At 64.2% G+C, this 17,482-nt stretch carries 21 protein-coding genes; 7 read left to right on the top strand and 14 right to left on the bottom strand.

Translation table 11 applies throughout. The features are described 5' to 3' along the window. Positions 1-20: 20 nt before the first annotated feature. The 5 genes from hemE to AAF358_11010 all read right to left on the bottom strand — a co-directional run bounded on the left by hemE (position 21) and on the right by AAF358_11010 (position 4,713). The gene (gene hemE / locus AAF358_10990) at positions 21-1,079 is read right to left on the bottom strand and encodes a uroporphyrinogen decarboxylase (GenBank protein ID MEM7706071.1); all 1,059 of its coding nucleotides are present in this window, start codon (positions 1,077-1,079) and stop codon (positions 21-23) included. A gap of 66 nt (positions 1,080-1,145) precedes the next feature. Continuing rightward, entirely contained in the window at positions 1,146-2,729 is a 1,584-nt protein-coding gene (locus tag AAF358_10995; protein ID MEM7706072.1) for a hypothetical protein, read from the bottom strand. Positions 2,730-2,756: 27 nt separating this feature from the next. Next, positions 2,757-2,999 (bottom strand): WGR domain-containing protein, encoded by a 243-nt coding sequence (locus tag AAF358_11000; GenBank protein MEM7706073.1) that lies wholly within the window; start codon positions 2,997-2,999, stop codon positions 2,757-2,759. A 36-nt stretch (positions 3,000-3,035) separates the two neighbouring features. Further along, the gene (gene aroB / locus AAF358_11005; protein ID MEM7706074.1) at positions 3,036-4,127 is read right to left on the bottom strand and encodes a 3-dehydroquinate synthase; all 1,092 of its coding nucleotides are present in this window, start codon (positions 4,125-4,127) and stop codon (positions 3,036-3,038) included. Next, a complete protein-coding gene (locus AAF358_11010; GenBank protein ID MEM7706075.1) occupies positions 4,117-4,713 on the bottom strand; it encodes a shikimate kinase in 597 nt (198 codons plus the stop codon). Before AAF358_11010 ends, aroB begins: the two co-directional genes overlap by 11 nt. 47 nt (positions 4,714-4,760) lie before the next feature. On the opposite strand from AAF358_11010, the gene xrtH reads away from it, so the two are divergent. The 6 genes from xrtH (at position 4,761) to AAF358_11040 (ending at position 8,336) form a co-directional block, all read left to right on the top strand. After that, the gene (gene xrtH, locus AAF358_11015) at positions 4,761-5,285 is read left to right on the top strand and encodes an exosortase H (protein MEM7706076.1); all 525 of its coding nucleotides are present in this window, start codon (positions 4,761-4,763) and stop codon (positions 5,283-5,285) included. A gap of 26 nt (positions 5,286-5,311) precedes the next feature. After that, the gene (locus AAF358_11020; GenBank protein ID MEM7706077.1) at positions 5,312-6,145 is read left to right on the top strand and encodes an NAD-dependent epimerase/dehydratase family protein; all 834 of its coding nucleotides are present in this window, start codon (positions 5,312-5,314) and stop codon (positions 6,143-6,145) included. Between the two features lie 72 nt (positions 6,146-6,217). After that, the gene (gene pdxH, locus AAF358_11025) at positions 6,218-6,808 is read left to right on the top strand and encodes a pyridoxamine 5'-phosphate oxidase (protein MEM7706078.1); all 591 of its coding nucleotides are present in this window, start codon (positions 6,218-6,220) and stop codon (positions 6,806-6,808) included. After that, positions 6,805-7,221, top strand: a complete 417-nt coding sequence (locus tag AAF358_11030) for a secondary thiamine-phosphate synthase enzyme YjbQ (protein ID MEM7706079.1) — start codon at positions 6,805-6,807, stop codon at positions 7,219-7,221. Before pdxH ends, AAF358_11030 begins: the two co-directional genes overlap by 4 nt. Beyond that, positions 7,218-7,880 (top strand): tRNA (guanosine(18)-2'-O)-methyltransferase TrmH, encoded by a 663-nt coding sequence (gene trmH, locus AAF358_11035; GenBank protein ID MEM7706080.1) that lies wholly within the window; start codon positions 7,218-7,220, stop codon positions 7,878-7,880. The genes AAF358_11030 and trmH overlap by 4 nt, the downstream gene beginning before the upstream one ends. A gap of 12 nt (positions 7,881-7,892) precedes the next feature. Beyond that, complete coding sequence (locus AAF358_11040; protein MEM7706081.1) at positions 7,893-8,336, top strand: TerB family tellurite resistance protein; 444 nt, start codon at positions 7,893-7,895, stop codon at positions 8,334-8,336. A 74-nt stretch (positions 8,337-8,410) separates the two neighbouring features. Here the strand turns inward: AAF358_11040 and AAF358_11045 are convergent, their stop codons facing one another. From AAF358_11045 to cutA, 9 genes are all read right to left on the bottom strand, one after another. Further along, positions 8,411-8,701 carry a helix-turn-helix domain-containing protein gene (locus AAF358_11045; protein MEM7706082.1) on the bottom strand — a complete coding sequence of 97 codons (291 nt, stop codon included), beginning with the start codon at positions 8,699-8,701 and terminating at the stop codon, positions 8,411-8,413. A gap of 250 nt (positions 8,702-8,951) precedes the next feature. Continuing rightward, positions 8,952-10,361 carry a DUF3426 domain-containing protein gene (locus AAF358_11050; GenBank protein MEM7706083.1) on the bottom strand — a complete coding sequence of 470 codons (1,410 nt, stop codon included), beginning with the start codon at positions 10,359-10,361 and terminating at the stop codon, positions 8,952-8,954. Between the two features lies 1 nt (position 10,362). Beyond that, positions 10,363-11,244 (bottom strand): 50S ribosomal protein L11 methyltransferase, encoded by an 882-nt coding sequence (gene prmA / locus AAF358_11055; protein MEM7706084.1) that lies wholly within the window; start codon positions 11,242-11,244, stop codon positions 10,363-10,365. A gap of 29 nt (positions 11,245-11,273) precedes the next feature. Next, entirely contained in the window at positions 11,274-12,629 is a 1,356-nt protein-coding gene (accC, locus tag AAF358_11060) for an acetyl-CoA carboxylase biotin carboxylase subunit (GenBank protein MEM7706085.1), read from the bottom strand. Continuing rightward, positions 12,629-13,093 carry an acetyl-CoA carboxylase biotin carboxyl carrier protein gene (gene accB / locus AAF358_11065; GenBank protein MEM7706086.1) on the bottom strand — a complete coding sequence of 155 codons (465 nt, stop codon included), beginning with the start codon at positions 13,091-13,093 and terminating at the stop codon, positions 12,629-12,631. The genes accC and accB overlap by 1 nt, the downstream gene beginning before the upstream one ends. Positions 13,094-13,139: 46 nt before the next feature. Next, positions 13,140-13,595, bottom strand: coding sequence for a type II 3-dehydroquinate dehydratase (gene aroQ / locus AAF358_11070; protein ID MEM7706087.1), 456 nt, complete (start codon positions 13,593-13,595; stop codon positions 13,140-13,142). A 133-nt stretch (positions 13,596-13,728) separates the two neighbouring features. Then, positions 13,729-14,295: a TlpA disulfide reductase family protein gene (locus AAF358_11075; protein MEM7706088.1), complete on the bottom strand. Its 567-nt coding sequence runs from the start codon at positions 14,293-14,295 to the stop codon at positions 13,729-13,731. A 13-nt stretch (positions 14,296-14,308) separates the two neighbouring features. Beyond that, entirely contained in the window at positions 14,309-16,579 is a 2,271-nt protein-coding gene (dsbD, locus tag AAF358_11080; protein ID MEM7706089.1) for a protein-disulfide reductase DsbD, read from the bottom strand. A 16-nt stretch (positions 16,580-16,595) separates the two neighbouring features. Continuing rightward, positions 16,596-16,931, bottom strand: a complete 336-nt coding sequence (gene cutA / locus AAF358_11085; GenBank protein MEM7706090.1) for a divalent-cation tolerance protein CutA — start codon at positions 16,929-16,931, stop codon at positions 16,596-16,598. Between the two features lie 248 nt (positions 16,932-17,179). On the opposite strand from cutA, the gene groES reads away from it, so the two are divergent. Further along, positions 17,180-17,470 (top strand): co-chaperone GroES, encoded by a 291-nt coding sequence (groES, locus tag AAF358_11090; protein ID MEM7706091.1) that lies wholly within the window; start codon positions 17,180-17,182, stop codon positions 17,468-17,470. Positions 17,471-17,482: the final 12 nt, after the last annotated feature.

Raw genomic sequence — 17,482 nt, forward strand, 5'->3', positions numbered from 1 at the left:
CGCGCCGCACCCGGCGTCGATCAGGTGCGTTGGCTTGCCTGGTGGACGTGCTCGACTAAAACGCCCAGGTGTTCGGGATTGATGTCCGGCGTGATGCCATGCCCGAGGTTGAAGACGTGGCCGGGGCCGTCGCCGTAGCTCCTTAGCACCTTTTCCGCTTCGGCTTTGATCACCTCCGGGCCGGCCGCCAGCAGCGCTGGATCAAGATTGCCCTGCAGCGCCACCCGGTCACCCGTATACAGCCGCGCATCCTGCAGATCGGTGGTCCAATCCACGCCCAGCGCGTCGCAGCCGCTGTCGGCCAATTGCGCCAACCGCGGCCCGGCGTTCTTGGTGAAGAGCACAATCGGCACCTCGCGACCCTCCGCCTCGCGGGTCAGGTTATCCACGATCCGCGTCATGTAGTTCAGCGAAAACTCCTGGTAAAGCGCGGGGCTCAGCGCACCGCCCCAGGTGTCGAACACCATCAGCGCCTGGGCGCCGGCGGCAATCTGCGCGTTCAGGTACTCAACCACCGAGTCGGCCAGCACGGAGAGCAGCTGGTGGGCCGCGGCGGTTTCTTCGACCAGCATCGCTTTGGTGCGAGAAAAGTTTTTGCTGCTACCGCCCTCCACCATGTACGTCGCGAGTGTCCAGGGGCTGCCGGAAAACCCGATCAGCGGCACCTTGCCGTCCAGCTCCCGGCGGATCAGGCTGACCGCGTCGGTTACATAACGCAGATCCGAGCCCATATCCGGAACCGCCAGCGTCGCGATGTCGGCCGGCGACCTGACCGGCCGCTCGAAGCGCGGGCCTTCGCCTTCGGAGAAATAGAGGCCGCGACCCATGGCGTCCGGGATGGTCAGAATGTCGCTGAACAAGATCGCGGCGTCGAGCGCAAAGCGTCGCAGGGGCTGAAGCGTTACTTCGCAGGCGAGGTCGGGGTTCTGGCATAAACTCATGAAGTCGCCGGCCTGCGCTCGTACCTTGCGATACTCGGGCAGATAGCGCCCGGCCTGGCGCATGATCCAGATCGGCGTGTAGTTGGTCGGCTGACGCAGCAGCGCTCGCAGCAGCGTGTCGTTTCTCAATTCGGTCAACGTTGTGGTTCCTTCAGCTTCCGCGGTCTTGCTGCCATCGGCCTGGCCGGGCAGCGGTTGCTTTTCTCAGGGTTGATTCAGTGCCTTTTGCAGCGGCGCCACCGTGCGAATCCAGGGTGATCGAATGCTAGCCGGCAGCTCGGTCAACGCGGCTTCCGCGCTGGCCAGCGAATTGTACCCGCCTTTCAGCAGCAGGACGCGGGTCCCGGCCCCTTCGTCCAGCGAAATCGCGATGAGCTGCTGGGCCGAGAGTTCATGGCGCCGCAGGTACAGTCCCAGCAGCTCGGGTTTTGACAGGCTGGTGAGCTGGATGACGAAGGCGCCTGGTTCCAGGGTCGACAGCGCGTCGGCGCCCGCAAGCTTGGGGGCTGGCGGGGCCGTCACCGCGGCGGCGGGCGGGCGGGCGGACTGTTCGCGGGCTGCGGTCTCCCGGAGGACGTTTGCCCGGGACGAGCGACTGGGTACCGAATCGGCGCGGGTCGGTTGCGGTGCGGGCTGCGGCCGTTTCTCGACGGCTGGCTCGGCGGCCGCCCTCGTGGCTGGCGCTGAGGTGCCGCTAGGCTCAATGGGCGCCGGCGGTTCCTCAGCGCGGGTAGACTCCGCGATCGATGGCTGCGTCACCGGCGCCGGCCGGGCGCCGGCTGCCGCCGCGGCTTTCGGCTCGGTCGCTGTCGGGGTTTGAGGCTCAGTCGCTGCAGCACCTAGCGTCGTCGGCGGCGCCGGGTCAGCGGGCTCCGCCGGGGCCATGGTCGGCGCCTCGGCGAGCGCCGGCGCAGGGTTCGTCGCGAGAGCGGGTTCGCTTTCGTCAGCGGCGGTGGTTTTCCCCGGGACGTCCGCCACCAACCGGTCGGCGTTCTCTTCGTTGGTCACCGGCGACACCTCAGCGATCGGCTCCCGCGTTACGGGCGGGTTCTCCACGGGTGCCCTGGTCGGTGCAGGGCGTTCTGCCGGACCGGCTGTGGGACTGGCTGTCGCACCAGCCGCCGGGCGTGGCGGAGCGGTGGCGGCGACCAGCGGCTCGATCGGTGTTTCCCCGGCCGCGAGCGAGCCATAGTCGTACAGCTGCCCGGTCAGCTTTGCGACCTCGGCGATTTGGGGGCGCATCGCCTGCACCGCATTAGGCATGGCCACAACCGCCCTCGACGCCTGTGCCGGCGTCACGAAGCTGCCCCAAAGGATGAGCTGGCGCGCCTTGTCGCCCTCGATCACCGCCATATAACGAACGAGTGCCGGATCGAGGCCGAAGCTATCCACGAAGCCAGGGATTTCGTCCACCTCGGAGACGCTGGCGATCTTGAGCGTAAAGACATCGCGCGCGCGTTGATTGGCGGGTGTGACCACAGGTGCCGCGGGCATCGGCATGAGTGCGTCGATCGGCGAAACGGTCTGCGTGGGATCGTCCGCGGGGTCAGGGAGCCGAAAAACGTCCGGAGTGGGGACGGCGGCCTGGGTAGGTTTCAGCTCGGGCAGCGGGGCCGCCTCGGGTGCGGTGCCGTCCCGGCTGCAGCGCCAGGCCTTTTGGTCGCCTGCAACGCAGGTGACCGTACCGTCCGTCTGGGCCGCGGCGCCGGCCGCCGTCAGCAGCAGCAGCGCGGCGGCGATGAGGAGGCCCGGTTGGCTGGCGGCCGCAGGTTTATCCGTCGGGTTCACAGGTTTGTCCCTAGGGTTCATATGACACTAATCCCCCTGGATGAACATGACCTGGTAGCCCCGTCCCAGCTGGCGATCGCGCTGCCAGATCAGCGCCGCCTGGGCTTCGTCCATCGACTGAAAATGCTCTTTTCGCAGGGTCCCGCGGCTACCCAGTGGACCCCACTGGCGCACCAGCGACCAGCCGCCCAGAAGATCTTCCTGGAGAAGAAGCTGGTAATAGCGCAAAGCCTGGTCCGGCTGCGGTCGGGTTTGCATATAGATACGCATGGTAACCCTCGATTCTATCGCAGCGCTGCGGTGGGCCTAAAGCTTCCGCAGATCGCTCAGGGTCTTCAGGACCTGCGACCTGGCCACGTCATCGCGCAGCCGCGCGTCCCCAAGCTGGTTCAACAGCACCAGCCTCAGGCGCCCCGCCAGGTTTTTCTTGTCGAGCGCCATAATCTTGAGCAGGGCCTCCGGTTCGCTGTCGCGCGGAAGCCGGGTTGGCAGTTCGGCTCGATCGATGAGCCTTTCCACGCGATCTACGTCGGCGGCGGTCAGGTCTCCGAGGTCTGCCGACAGTGACGCGGCGCACACCATTCCCATCGCTACCGCTTCACCGTGCAGCACCTCGCCATAGCCGCTGCTCGCCTCCACGGCGTGTCCGAAGGTGTGTCCGAGGTTGAGAAGCGCCCGGCTGCCCTGTTCGGTCTCGTCCCGGGCCACCACCTGCGCTTTGTGCTCGACGGAAACCTGAACCGCATGCAGGAGCGCGGCGGGCTCAAGCGCGAGCAGATCCGCAACGTGCTGTTCCAGCCAGGCAATAAAATCTCGATCGCCGATGAGTCCGTACTTGATGACCTCAGCCAGACCGGCTCGCAGTTCCCTGGCCGGCAGCGTACGCAGCGTATCCAGGTCGATCAGGACACCGCGCGGCTGATAAAAAGCACCAACCAGATTCTTGCCCGCCGGCAGATTGATGCCGGTCTTGCCGCCCACCGAGGAATCCACCTGTGCCAGCAGGCTCGTCGGTATCTGCACAAAACTCACGCCGCGCATATAGGTGGCTGCCGCGAACCCGGCCAGATCACCGACCACTCCGCCTCCCAGCGCAATGACCGTGGCGTCGCGCTGCGCCCCGGCGTCCACCAGCGCCTGGTGGACCCGCTGCCAGCCGTCGACACACTTTTGAGCCTCGCCGGCGGGGATCACAAGATGATGTGTTGGTCCAGCGTCAAGCGCGCTGCGCACCGCGTCGAGATAGAGCGGACCGACATTCTCGTCGGTCACAATCAGGCTGACCCCGGTACTCAGCCAGGACTGCAGCAGGTCGTGCCGCTGCAGCAGGCCGCTGCCGATGTGGATCGGGTAGCTGCGCGCCCCCAGCTCGATGTCGACGTGAGACTCAGCGGACATAATCGGACTGCTCAATCTGATCCAGCACCCGCCGCGCCATCTGACTGACGCTGATCGCCTCGGACTGCACCGTCAGGTCGGCCAGGTCTTCGTAGATCGGGTTTCGGTCGCGGGCCATGTCAGCCAGCACCTGATCCCGATTGGGCGCGCTGAGCAGCGGTCGGCGTTTGTCCTGTCGCAGGCGCTGCAGCTGGCGTTCGACCGGCGTTGCGAGGTAGACGATAAAGCCGCTGCTCCTCATGATCTGCCGGTTGTCCTCCGCCACCACCGCGCCGCCACCGGTGGCCAGCAGCACGCCGCCCCGGCTGCCGAGCGATTTCAGCATGTTGGTCTCCCTGCGTCGAAAACCCGCCTCGCCCTCGATATCAAAGATCAGCGGAATGTCGGCGCCGGTCTGGCTCTCAATCTCGTGATCCAGGTCCAGAAACAGCAGCCCAAAATGCTGCGCGACCCGCTTGCCCACGGTGGTTTTGCCGGCTCCGGTCGGGCCGATAAAAATGAGGTTCCTCGCAAGCGCCATGCGCCGATGGTACCAGCGTTGGGGGCCTGACGCGGCGCCGGTCGAACGACTGGGGGAAAGGCTCACTTTGACGCATAATATGGCGGTTACCCGAATGTCGGATTAGCCGTTTCATGACCCGATTTCTGATCCTGTTTTTGGTCCTGCTCAGCACCCTGTTTTCGGTGCAGATTATTCAGAGCGTGCAGGACGCCGTGATCTTGCCGTTTACCGCGGTGATTGCTGATGTAAGCGTGGCGATCGTCCGTGCGTTCGACCCGGATGTGGCTGCGTCCGGCAAGATCATTCGCAGTCTGTCGAACAACTTCGCCGTTTCGATCGAGCCCGGCTGCAACGGCGTGGAGGCGCTGATCGTCCTGTTTTCGGCGATCTTCGCCTTTCCTGCCCCGATCAAACACAAGCTGGTTGGCTTTGCGATTGGGTTTTTTGCCATCCAGGGCCTCAATCTGGTACGCATCATTTCCCTGTTTTATCTGGGACAGTGGAGCCTGAGCGCGTTCAACTTCTTCCACCTTTATCTCTGGCAGGCGCTGATTATTCTCGACGCGCTGGTCGTGTGGCTGATCTGGCTGCGGTACCTGCCGCCGGCGCCCGGTCCTGACGATCCCGACCAGCCGCCGGCGCCGGTGGCCGCCTGAGTCCTGCTGGGCTCAGCAACTTAACGATGGCAAACCCCAGGACGCTCATCGCCGGCATGGGGCGGCTCGGTGAGGCGGCGGCGAGCCAGCTCTTGGCGGCCGGTCATGAGGTCATAGGGATTAACCGCCGCGGCACCTGCGAGCTGTCGCTGGTCCGCATGCTGGCGCTGGATTTGACGCAGCCGATCCGTGAGCCTCTGCCCGCAATCGATAACGTGGTCATTGCACTGGCGCCCGGCGCGCGTGACCCAGAGACCTATCGTGAAACCTACCTGGGTGGCGTCACCCATCTGCTGACGGGTCTGGCGCCGGCCAGCGGCAGACTGCTGTATGTTTCCAGCACGGTGGTCTATCCCCAGGATGACGGCGGCTGGATCGATGAGGAGAGCCCGGTTGCCGCACATAACGCCCGCGCCGAGGTTCAGCTCGCGGCCGAGGCGATGGTCCGCGAGGCTGGTAACCGGTTTGCCGCCGGCGCCGTGTTGCTGCGGTTGGGTGGCATCTATGGTCCCGATCGCCTCGGGCTCCTGCGCCGGGTACGCAGCGGTGAGCCGCTGCCGGCCGCAGCGACGGCCTACAGCAACCGGATCAGCGAGCACGACGCGGCGCGCCTGCTGGTCCATCTGCTGGACCCCAAACTGGCAGCGGGCTGCTATCTGGGAGTGGATCAGGAACCGGCCCTCATGCAGGACGTGGTCGGTTGGCTGGCGCGCGAGCTGGGTGTACCCGAACCGGGACCGTCGGACGCGGCGCCGCGGGGAAAACGCATCAGCAGCCAGCGGGTGCAGGCGTCAGGTTTTCGCTTCACCTATCCGACCTACCGAGAAGGCTATCGAGAGCTGTTTCCGCTGCTGACGTGAGCCAAAATTTTCCGCGGACCGTAACCCGATTGAGCAGGTTTCCCGGGCGCGGTTCCTGCTAGACTCCCGCCCATGCAGGACAATCTCTATCTGGAAGCGATCGATACCCTGAGACAGTGGGTGGAAGAAGCCCGCGAAGCGGGTGAGGTGGAGCCGACGGCGATGACGCTGGCCACCGTTAACGAGGCTGGGCAGCCTAGCGCCCGGGTGGTGCTTTTGAAGGCGCTCGATGCCGAAGGACCGGTGTTTTACACCAACCTCCACAGCCGCAAGGGTGGCGAACTAAGAGGACAGCCGAAGGTAGCGCTGTGCTTTTATTTTACCCGTCTCGACCGGCAGGTTCGCGTCGAGGGGACGGCGTCGATTGTCACCGACGAACAGGCGGACGCCTACTTCGCCAGCCGGGATCGGGGCAGCCAGCTCGGCGCCTGGGCGTCTCAGCAGTCGCAGCCGCTGGCCTCTCGGCAGGAGCTGGAGGATCGTATCGCGTCGCTCGATCAGCAATACGAGGGCCAGCCGGTGCCTCGACCGCCCCACTGGAGCGGTGTGCGGGTGACGCCGGTCGCCATGGAGGTCTGGCAGGGTCGCGCGCATCGGGTCCACGAGCGATGGCGCTATGAGGCCGGCTCTGACGGCTGGCGAAAGTCGCTCCTGCAGCCATGACGGTGCGGCATCACCAGCTGCTGGTAGCTACAGCCGGCAGGGGTTTTACCGAGATCAGCGCCGATCTCCGGGACGCGGTGGCCGAAGCGGGCGAGCGCGAGGCGCTCTGCCATTGTTTCCTCCACCATACGAGCGCGTCGCTGATCGTGATGGAAAATGCTGACCCCGACGTGCTCCACGACCTCGAAGGATTTATGGGCCGGCTGGTCATCGACGGTGACCCCCACTTTAAGCACGTGGCGGAAGGTGATGATGACATGTCGGCTCATATCCGCATGGCCCTGACCCATACCTCACTGACGATTCCCGTTCGGGAAGGCAAGCTGGACCTGGGCACCTGGCAAGGGGTCTATCTTTGGGAGCATCGGGAAGCGGGCCATCGACGGCGCATTACCGTGACGATCAGCGCATGACGCCGGAACGCTTTGCGCTGGTGCAGCAAAAGCTCGCGCTGCGCCAGCCTGACCTGACCGTGCTCCTGGAGCAGGTTCACAAGTCGCACAACTTTTCGGCCATCCTGCGAAGCTGTGATGCGGTCGGCGTCTTCGAGGCCAACGTGGTCCCTCCGGAAGGCGGAACGCCGCTGTCAAACCATACCGCGCAGGGGGCGGAAAAGTGGGTGCAGGTTCGGCGCTTTCCGGCCATGGAAAGCGCACAGGATCAGCTCAGGTCTGAGGGGTTTCAGCTCCTGGCGGCGCACCTGGACCACCGCGCGGTCGACTATCGCGACGTCGACTATACGCGGCCCACGGCCGTGGTCCTGGGGGCTGAACGGGACGGTGTCAGCGAGGGGACGCTCGAACGCTGTGACGCCACCATTTTTATCCCCATGCAGGGTATGGTGCAGTCGCTGAACGTGTCGGTAGCCTGTGCGCTGATTTTGTTTGAAGCGCAGCGTCAACGCATGGCTAGCGGGCATTATGAGTCTCGACGATTGACCGGCCTGCGTTACGACAAAACGCGATTTGAATGGCTGCACCCGACCATCGCCCGCTATTGCCGACAGCAGGGACGCCGCTACCCGCCGCTGGATGAAAATGGCGAGCTCTTAGAACACCCGGTAAAAACCTGAAGAAAGCCTGGCATGAAAAAAGTCTGGAAAGAAATCAAAAACGCCTTCAAAACCGAAGTGGCCGACGAAGACGAAGAGGTCGCCCACGTCGCCGCCGCGGCGCTGATGATCGAAATGTGTGAGGCGGATCTTGAGACCACCCCCGAAGAGCTAGAGGCTGTCGCGCGGGTGCTTGGTGAAGTGTTCAAGCTGGATCAGGCCGTGGTGGCCGATCTGGTTGCGCAAGCGCGCAGCAATAACGATCAGGAGATCTCCTATTTCCCGCACGTTGAGATCGTCAACCGCGTTTGCGGCGCGGCGGAAAAGGCCGAGATTGTCCGCAGCCTGTGGGAGGTTGCAGCGGCTGACGGCAAGGTTGACCGCTACGAGGAGCACTACCTGCGGCGACTGTGCGAACTCATCCACGTACCGCATCGGGTTTTTGTCAAAACCCGCAACGAGATTCTTCGGCTGTAGCTGACGGTCCAGCGAAAACGCCGTTCTATGACAGCCTGCTACCCCGCGAGGCTGCCACCAGCTTGGCGGCCGGGCTACTGGAGCCCGTAGTGTTGGATGCGCTTGCGGAGCGTCCCTCGGCTGACCCCCAGGATCTCGGCGCTACGGCACTGGTTGCCGCCGGTGAATCGCAGCACTTCCTCAAGCAGAGGCTTCTCAACCTCCTCCAGCACCAGCTTGCGCAGATCTTCGGGCTGGTTGTCCCCATAGCGTTTGAGGAACGTCTTAACAGAATTTCTCACCGTCTTGCGGATGTCGTCGTGGCTTGGATTGTCGTCGTTTGGACGATCGGGATTGTTGTTATCTGATGTATCGCGGAACGTCATAGCTGTGTCGCCTGCCCCTGCCCGGCGGCTCCCTCTTTCCCCTTTATTTTATGACCGGCGGTGCCGGCGCGTTTGTAAGCAGGGCAACCACTATACGCCTGGGGTTTACTTTTGCCAGATGCGACTTTGTACAGTAGTTATGAGATTTTGCTATCTGCCCCGGCAGCTTGCGTGCGCTTTCTCATCGACCGCCGGACTTTGCGCCTGTAAGTGAGCTTAGTGTCCTGCGGCGTTAATTCGCCGCAGGACACTAGCGAAAGTCGAACTCGAACGCGACGGCACTGCTACCCGGATCGATCACCTCAAACACCAGCGGGAGCAAATGGCCCGGCACCATGCCCGCCGGGTCGGGGTTTTCCAGATACTCGACGGGCGTAAAGCGCCGCATGGCCACCGCCCGCCCTGACAGATCGGCCATCGTGATTTCGACCACTGGATGAGGCTGATTGAACTCCGCCTGGTTCTGAAGCGTGGCGCTGATCAGCAGCGCGCCCTCCACCGATGGGTGCGGCTCGATGCTGCGACTCGTGAGCTGGATCCGCGCCAGATCGCTGGGCAGCTCAAGCTGGCACCTAAGGAACTCGCAGGCTTTGCTGACCCAGGGCCTTAGCGTTGCGTCGCGGGCCAGCCGATCGTGTTCCAGTGCAAACCACTGGCCGCCCAGCGCCAGCAGCGCAAAGCCGCTCCAGAGTCCCCAGAGCCAGGTGCTGCGCGTTCGGTTACGCGCCGCGCGGTCCGCGGCAAGTTCCATCGCCACACCCGACAGCGGCATTGCGACGTCAGGTGGTTCCGTCGGTGCGTCATCGTCGTCGCTCGGATCCTCGCTCGGCGACTTGGCCCGGGTAAACACTTCAGGCAGCGGTTCGTTCGGATCGGGCTCTTGCGGCGTCGCCTTTGGTCCGATGGGCTCGATCGCTTCCAGCGTATCGACTTCATCGCTAAGCGAAATCGCGTGGTCCTTTTCGGTTTCGTCGGTGCTCGATTCCTGGGGTTCGATCGAGGGTGCAGGAGGCGCCGCCTCCGTCACGGGTGCCTCGTCGGCTTCCTCGCTCGACGCCAGGGGGCGGCTTGCTTCGGTCGGCGGTCCGTAGCGATGGGCGACCCAGGCTTCCCCGTCCGCTGCCACCTCGCTGTCCGGCCCCGGTTTGCCGGACGGATCACCGGCTGGCGTCGGCCCGGGCGTATCGTTATGCGCCGCAGGCTGTGGACTGTCCTCGGGAGTGTCCGGCTCGTTGATCAGCCGATCAAATTCGCGCTCCAAGGCTTCGTCATCCGAGAGGTCGAGCGGTGGCGGATTGTCGTCCGTCGCCGCCGGCTCGGCGGCAGCGGGCGTTGGATCCGCAGGGTTGGGTTCGTTGGGCGGTGGCCGGGCTGGCGTCTCGGCATGCTCGGAGCCCTGCGGCTCTCGTGATGGCGGCGGCGCGGGCCAGAAGAGGTCGTCGATGGGCGGCGCGTCGGAGCCCGGGTCACTGAGTGTCGGCGGATGATCGCTATGAAAACAGGTGGGGATCTGGCCATCTTCGTCCAGCGAATCGGACAAGGACTGAACCGCAAAAAACACCGCGCCGCAGGCGCCGCAGCGGACATTGCCCCCCGAAATGGACAGCGCGTCGGCGCTGACCGGGAAAACCGTGGCGCATTCCGGGCATTGGGTAAACATGTCAGCTTCGTGCGGCCGCCAGCAGGAGCACCCAGCCGTCGCGCCCCTGAACCGCAAAGTCGGAGAAGGCGTCGGCATAGGCAGCGGTGACCGACTCCGCCTGTGCTTCGAGAATGCCGGACAGCATCAGCCGCGTACCGGGCCTGGCAAGCTTGCCCAAAATGTCGGCGTAGTCGATCAGCGTCCCGGAGAGGATGTTCGCGACAATCAGATCAAAGGGCCCTGCCGCTTGCTCGAGGGACGGCGCAACCGTCACCGCCAGGCCGTTGCGACGGGCGTTTTCGCCGGTCGCCAGCAGCGCCTGCGGGTCGTTGTCGACGGCGACCACTGACGCTGCTCCGCGCAGCGCGGCGGCCAGCGCAAGGATGCCCGACCCGCAGCCGAGGTCGAGGACAGCCTGGTCTTCGAGCTTCAGGTCCGCCAGCTGATCCAGGCACAGGGCCGTGGTGGCGTGGCTCCCGGTGCCGAAGGCCAGTCCTGGGTCCATAAACAGGACGTCACCCGCCGGCGTTGGCTCGTAGTGCCAGGGGCAGATACAAAGGTTGTCGGCAGCACCAAAGTGCACCGGTTCGAAATGGTCTAGCCAGACCCGTTCCCAGGGCTGATCGGCGAGCGCCGTGAGGGCCATGCTGCGCGCCTCGTCCGGCTGTAGCTGTGGTCCCAGGGCCAGCCGGAGCAAAGCGCCATCCAGGTCGGCGGCAAAGAGTCCGCGCGCGATGAGTGTCTCCCAGAGCGGCGTGGCGGCCGGGGCCGGCTCCAGCACCGGCGCCGCCTGTTCGTTGGGGACCAGCGTGACCGCCTGCGCGCCCGCTTCCATCATCAGCATTTCGACCGCCTCAGCTCGCTCCGGCGCCACTGATATCGACAGCTCTTGCCAGCTCACTCAGGTTGCGCTCTTATGGCTGCGGCCCACTAGCTCGCTTCGCGGATTTCCGCCAGCCGCTTTTCGAGGTAGTGAATGTTACAGCCGCCGCCTTGGAACCCCTTATCGGCCATGATGCGCTGCAGCAGCGGTATGTTGGTATTCACGCCGGTAACCAGCGTCTCGGCCAATGCCCCGCGCATGCGGGCGATCGCAATCTCCCGGTCTTCGCCGTAGGAGATAAGCTTGCCGATCATCGAATCATAGTTCGGAGGAACGCGGTAGCCGTCATACAGGTGCGAATCGACGCGGATTCCCGGTCCGCCGGGCGGATGGAACTGCTCGACGAGCCCCGGACTCGGCATGAAGTTGACCGAGTCCTCGGCGTTGACCCGACATTCGACAGCGTGTCCGCGCCAGCTGATATCGTCCTGGGTAAACCGCAGCTTCTCGCCCGCGGCCACCCGGATCTGCTGGCTGATCAGGTCGATGCCGGTCACCCGCTCGGTCACCGGATGCTCAACCTGGATCCGTGTGTTCATCTCGATGAAGTAAAACTCACCTTCGTCGTACAGGAACTCGAACGTCCCGACACCACGGTAGTCAATCCGGTGGCAGGCGGCCACGCAGGCTTCGCCGATCGCCTGGCGCTGCTCCGGCGTGATGCCGGGTGCTGGCGCCTCCTCCACCACTTTCTGGTGTCGCCGCTGCATGGAGCAATCGCGTTCCCCGAGGTGGATGGCGTTACCGTGTTGATCTGCCAGCACCTGGATTTCGATATGACGCGGGTTGGTCAGAAACTTCTCCATATAGACCACCTCGTTGCCGAAGGCCGCCCGGGCTTCGGACTGGGTCATGGCGATGGAGTTGTGGAGCGCCGCTTCGGTATGGACCACGCGCATCCCCCGACCGCCGCCGCCGCCGGCGGCTTTGACGATAATCGGGTAACCGATGCGCTTGGCGGTAGCAGCGTTTTTCTCCCGATCGTTGCCGAGCGGGCCGTCCGAGCCCGGCACGGTCGGCACGCCGGCCTCGCGCATGGCGGCGATGGCGGCCACTTTGTCACCCATCAGCCGAATCGTATCGGGCTGTGGGCCGATAAAAATAAACCCACTCTCTTCAACTCGCTCGGCGAAGTCGGCGTTTTCCGATAGGAAGCCGTAGCCCGGATGAATGGCCGAGGCGTCCGTGACCTCTGCGGCGGCGATGAGTGCCGGAACATTCAGATAGCTTTCACCCGGGGGGGCCGCTCCGATGCAGACCGATTCGTCCGCCATAGCAACATGCTTCAGGTTTCGATCCACGGTGGAATGAGCGGCAACCGTCTTGATACCTAGGGCGTTACAGGCACGCAGCACCCGCAGCGCAATCTCGCCGCGGTTGGCGATCAGAATTTTCTCAATCATCAGCGCACAATCATCAGAGGTTGATCGAATTCCACCGGCTGGCCGGTTTCCACGAGCATCGAAATGACTTTGCCGTCGACGTCCGATTCGATCTGGTTGAACATCTTCATCGCCTCGACGATACAAACCACGTCACCGGCTCGGATTTCCTGTCCCACCCGCACAAACGGGTCCGACTCAGGGTTGGGTGAAGCGTAAAACGTACCGACCATCGGCGATCGGATGACGTGTCCTTCGGGTTCCGGCTCGACGTCACCGCCGGCCGGTGCTGCGCTCTCTGCGGGCGCCGGGGCCGCTGGCGCCACTGCCGCCGGCGCTACCGGCGGCGGGGCGTAGGCAGGGACGGGCATGTTGGCCGGCAGCCGGCTTAGACGAACCGATTCATCGTTCTCCGATATCTCGATTTCCGCCAGGTCCGAATCCTCCAGCAGTTCGACCAGCTTTTTTATTTTTCTGATGTCCATCGTTTGCTCCCCTCTGTCGTCGCAATCAGGACGGCCGCTGTTGTCGTCAGGCGTTGGCGGCCGAAGTCTCTATGAGTCCAGCAATGGCGCGGAGTCCCAGCTCATAGCCGAGGGCCCCAAAGCCACAGATCCGGCCGCTGGCCAGGTCGCTGAAAAGGTTGGTTTTTCGGAATGGTTCCCGGCTGTCCGGGTTGGAAAGATGAATCTCGACAAATCGCAGCGCGCTGGCGCTCAGCGCGTCCCGCAACGCGACGCTGGTGTGCGTGAAGGCGGCAGGGTTGATCAGCAGCCAGGCAACCCCGCTGTCGCCCGCCTGGTGCACCCGGTCGACCAGCTCGTGTTCCGCATTACTCTGATAGTGCTCTAACGCCAGGCCGAGCTGTCTGGCGAGGTCATCCAATGTCGCTGTGATGGCAGCCAGTGTGGTGTGACCATAGATTTCCGGCTCCCGGCTACCCAGCCGGTCCAGGTTCGGGCCATGCATCACCAGGACCCGAGTCACGGAAAAACCTTTGCGCAGCGGCCAGCCATGGGCGAAGTGTGCCTAAGCCAGGTCACCCTGTCCAGTTTCGCGCTTTTTTTCGGGGGATAACGGGAGATCGCGGCGATTTCGCCGCGACTTTCTGGTGGCCTCGTTAGCCGCTGGCCTCTGAGAGCGCCGCCGCTCGGCGACGGATTTCGCTTTCTTCCATGACCCCGACTTTGACCTGCCGGATCACCCCCGCCGCATCGACAAACAGGGTGTACGGCAGGACGCCCTGACGATTGCCCATGTCGCGGGCGAGGCGCATCCCCTCCGCGGTTTCGGTGATGGCGATCGGGTACACCACGGGTGTGTCGGCCAGAAACTCGGCGACGCGTCCGGGTTGATCGAGCGCAATCCCCAAAACCTGGAGTCCTTCCGGCGCCAGCTCTTCAGCCAGCAGGCTCAGATCCGGCATCTCCTTCCGGCACGGCTCACACCAGGTCGCCCAGAGGTTCACGATCAGCGGCCGACCGGCAAACCGCTCGCGGCTGAGCGTGTCGCCGGCCAGCGATATCAGCGCGAAGTCCGGCAGCGGCTGGCCGATGACCGATGTCGGCGTCAGCGCGCCGGCTGGTGCCGGTTCGTCGGAACTGAGCCAGCGTTGGACGCCGAAGCCGCCGGCCCCGGCCAGTGCCGAAACGGCGAGGATCAGCAGAAAAGACTGAAAGCGGCTCATCTTGGGTGACTCGTCAGCGGGGGCCGAAGGCCGCCTCAACGTGGCGCGCGAAGGTCGCTGGACGCTGATAGCCCACGACGCGGTACTGCGGCAGCTCCTGCCCGTCCGCGTCAAAAAACAGGATGGCGGGCGGGCCGATGATGTTGAAAGCGCGCATGAGCTCCTGATCGACATCGTCGTTGGCCGTAACGTCCGCCTTGAGGGCCTGGCCAGCGACGAGCGCCCGCTGCACCTCCGGGGTCGGGAAGCTGTACTTGTCCATGCGTTTGCAGTCGACGCACCAGTCGGCGTAGAAATCCAGCAGCACCGGCTTATCGCTGGAAGCCAGCGTCTGCTTAAGTTCGGCGAGGGATTTGATCCGCGCGAACTTCACCGGCTGACTGCCGGGCGCGGGGGCTCCACTGGCGAACACGCCTTTCAGTGGCTGCATCCAGTCCTGGCCGCCGGCGGCGGCACCGATCAGCTGCATGCCGCCGAACATGACCAGCAGCACGCCCAGCGACTTCCACAGTCGAGGCCAGCCGGTCTGCTCGTCTTTCAGCCGCTCAAATGCACCGAGGTAGACCCCGCTGGACACCGCGAGCGCGCCCCAGGCAAGCATGATCCACCCCGGAGCCAGCACCCGCTCGAGCATCCAGATGGCCAGCGCGAGCAGCGCAACGCCAAAGACGGCTTTGACGGCATTCATCCACGGTCCCGCGTGCGGCAGGAGCTTGCCGGCTGAGGTGCCGATAACCAGCAACGGCACGCCCATGCCGAGCGCCAGCGCAAACAGCGCCAGGCCGCCCAGGAGCGCGTCGCCCGTCTGGCCGATGTAGATCAGCGCAGCGGCGAGCGGCGGCGCCACGCACGGGCCAACAATCAGCGCAGAAAGAACGCCCATAACGCCGGTGCCGAGGGCAGTGCCGCCCTCCTGGCGGTTGCTCATCTGATTGAGTCGGGACTGCAGCGCGTTGGGCAGCTGCAGCTCGTAAAACCCGAACATCGACAGCGACAGGAGCACAAACAGGCCGGCAAAAGACACCAGCACCCAGCTTTTCTGGAACCAGGCCTGCAGATTCTCCCCGAACAGTCCGGCGACGACGCCGGCTGCCGTGTAGGTGAGCGCCATGGCGAGCACGTAGATCAGCGACAGCGTGAAGGCGCGGCGGGTGGTGATGCTGTCGCCCTGGCCAGCGATGATCCCGGAGAGAATGGGGATCATCGGAAACACGCAGGGCGTAAAGGCGAGCAGCAGGCCGAAACCAAAAAACGTGGCCAGCGTCAGCAGCTTGTCCGTGCTGAGCGCCGCGGCGAGACGATCCTGTTCCGGCAGCAGCGGGGTATCGCTGGCGTTTGCGGACCCGTCAGCCTGGCCCGCCAGAGTGCCGGCAAGCCCACCGACCGCCTGCGGGAGCGCTACGGCCAGCGTGCGGCTCACCGGGGGGTAGCAGATGCCTGCCTCCTTGCAGCCCTGGTAGCTGGCCTCGACGTTGAGCACCCCGGCAGCGGCCCCGGTCCGTGCGAGCTGGATCGGCACCTCGACCTGTCCGTAATACACGAAGGTATCGCCGAAATGCTCGTCACGCTTGGCCTGCCCGGGGGGTAGCTCGACATCGCGCCGGGTGGCCCGCTCGTTGGTCTGGATGTCGAGATTGATCTGGTCCCGATAGAGATAGTAGCCGTCAGCGATTGTCCAGCGTGCCAGCAGCTTGTCGGCGCTGACGGCGATGGTCTCAAAGCGAAACGCCTGGTCGACCGGCAGCGCGTCGTCCTGACCGAGGAAGCTTGGCGTGGGGGTGCTCGACGCGTCGCCGAAGAGCGACACACCCGCGCTGCCCGCCAGCCCGGGCTCTGCCGGCGGCGCGGTCAGCGTCAGCGTCTGTCGGTGGGGTGGATAGCAGACCCCGAGGTCCGCACAGCCTTGGGACCGGAGCTGGAGGTCAAGCTGCGCACCGGCAGGTGCGGTGATTGGAACAAAAGCCTCAACCGTGCCGCGGTAGGTCTCCTGGAGACCAAAAAACTCGTCGTCCTTTTCCTTGCCTTTGGGCAGCAAGGGCTCGCCAAGGATCACGCCGGGCGTTTCGCTCGAAAAGCCCAGGCGACTCTTATATAGGTAGTAGCCCTCAGCCACCTCCCAGCGCACCAGCAGTTCGTCGGGGCCCGCGAAGCTGGCGGAGACGGCGAAAGCCTCCTCCACCGGCAGCAGCTCGTCTTCGTCGACAGCGTGAGCCAGCGCAGGCGCAAGCAGGGCTGTAAGCAGCAGCGTGGCGAGGGCCGGAAATCTGTTCGTTTTTGTCGTCATGGGGTTAGGGACCGGGTTAAGCGCCCGGCGCTTGCGCGGTTTGCTGCAAAACCCAGTTCAGATAACCTTCAGCGGTCTTTCCGGCTTCCAGCGCGATGAGCTCAGGAACGTCGTATGGGTGGTGTTCGGACATCCATTCGGCCAGCGCGTTCCAGCGGTTGGCCGTGGTTTTGATCATTAGCACCATTTCGTGGTCATGCTGCACGTCATCGTCCCACCGGTAGATCGACTGAACGGGGCCCAGAAGCTTGACGCACGCCGCGAGGCGCTGCTCCACCAGCTTCGTGGCCAACGATTCGGCGTGGGCCGGAGGGCAGGAGCTCAGAATCACCTGCATCTTGCGGGAAGACAACCGATTTTCATGGCGCGAATGTTAGCACCGCGCACGAGACGAATTCGTGGAGATTTTTTTGCCCTCAGGCCTTGAATTGAGGTGGGCAGCCCTCATTTAGCACTCCCGTATGGAGAGTGCCAAGGCGCCGTCAGCCTTGGGAGGGGTCCGGCTCAAGCGATTTGGGGGCTAAAGGACTTGTCTCGGTCAGCGTCGGCGATTCGGCCCAAATTGTTTGTTGCAACACCATTTTTGGAGGAAAACCATTCATGAATATCCGTCCGCTGCATGATCGCGTGATCGTCAGACGCATGGAAGAGGAGCGCACCTCTCCCGGCGGCATCGTAATCCCAGACAACGCCACCGAAAAGCCGATCAAAGGGGAAGTCCTGGCTGTCGGCAACGGCAAAATCCTGGAAAACGGCGAAGTCCGTTCCCTGGACCTCAAGTCTGGTGACAAGGTGCTTTTCGGGAAATATTCCGGTACCGAAGTCAAGGTTGACGGTGAAGAGCTGCTGGTGATGCGTGAAGACGACATCATGGCGGTCATCGAAGGCTAATCGGCCTGCTCG

It is taken from the genome of Pseudomonadota bacterium (assembly GCA_039033415.1).
Classification (GTDB): Bacteria; Pseudomonadota; Gammaproteobacteria; order Xanthomonadales; family SZUA-38; genus JANQOZ01.

What these genes read in the sequence shown, in the direction of transcription:
- AAF358_11000 (MEM7706073.1), bottom strand. Translation starts at nt 2,999, where the DNA reads ATGCGTATCTATATGCAAACCCGACCGCAGCCGGACCAGGCTTTGCGC.
- aroB (MEM7706074.1), bottom strand. Translation starts at nt 4,127, where the DNA reads ATGTCCGCTGAGTCTCACGTCGACATCGAGCTGGGGGCGCGCAGCTAC.
- xrtH (MEM7706076.1), top strand. Translation starts at nt 4,761, where the DNA reads ATGACCCGATTTCTGATCCTGTTTTTGGTCCTGCTCAGCACCCTGTTT.
- AAF358_11020 (MEM7706077.1), top strand. Translation starts at nt 5,312, where the DNA reads ATGGCAAACCCCAGGACGCTCATCGCCGGCATGGGGCGGCTCGGTGAG.
- pdxH (MEM7706078.1), top strand. Translation starts at nt 6,218, where the DNA reads ATGCAGGACAATCTCTATCTGGAAGCGATCGATACCCTGAGACAGTGG.
- AAF358_11030 (MEM7706079.1), top strand. Translation starts at nt 6,805, where the DNA reads ATGACGGTGCGGCATCACCAGCTGCTGGTAGCTACAGCCGGCAGGGGT.
- trmH (MEM7706080.1), top strand. Translation starts at nt 7,218, where the DNA reads ATGACGCCGGAACGCTTTGCGCTGGTGCAGCAAAAGCTCGCGCTGCGC.
- AAF358_11040 (MEM7706081.1), top strand. Translation starts at nt 7,893, where the DNA reads ATGAAAAAAGTCTGGAAAGAAATCAAAAACGCCTTCAAAACCGAAGTG.
- AAF358_11045 (MEM7706082.1), bottom strand. Translation starts at nt 8,701, where the DNA reads ATGACGTTCCGCGATACATCAGATAACAACAATCCCGATCGTCCAAAC.
- AAF358_11050 (MEM7706083.1), bottom strand. Translation starts at nt 10,361, where the DNA reads ATGTTTACCCAATGCCCGGAATGCGCCACGGTTTTCCCGGTCAGCGCC.
- accC (MEM7706085.1), bottom strand. Translation starts at nt 12,629, where the DNA reads ATGATTGAGAAAATTCTGATCGCCAACCGCGGCGAGATTGCGCTGCGG.
- accB (MEM7706086.1), bottom strand. Translation starts at nt 13,093, where the DNA reads ATGGACATCAGAAAAATAAAAAAGCTGGTCGAACTGCTGGAGGATTCG.
- AAF358_11075 (MEM7706088.1), bottom strand. Translation starts at nt 14,295, where the DNA reads ATGAGCCGCTTTCAGTCTTTTCTGCTGATCCTCGCCGTTTCGGCACTG.
- dsbD (MEM7706089.1), bottom strand. Translation starts at nt 16,579, where the DNA reads ATGACGACAAAAACGAACAGATTTCCGGCCCTCGCCACGCTGCTGCTT.
- groES (MEM7706091.1), top strand. Translation starts at nt 17,180, where the DNA reads ATGAATATCCGTCCGCTGCATGATCGCGTGATCGTCAGACGCATGGAA.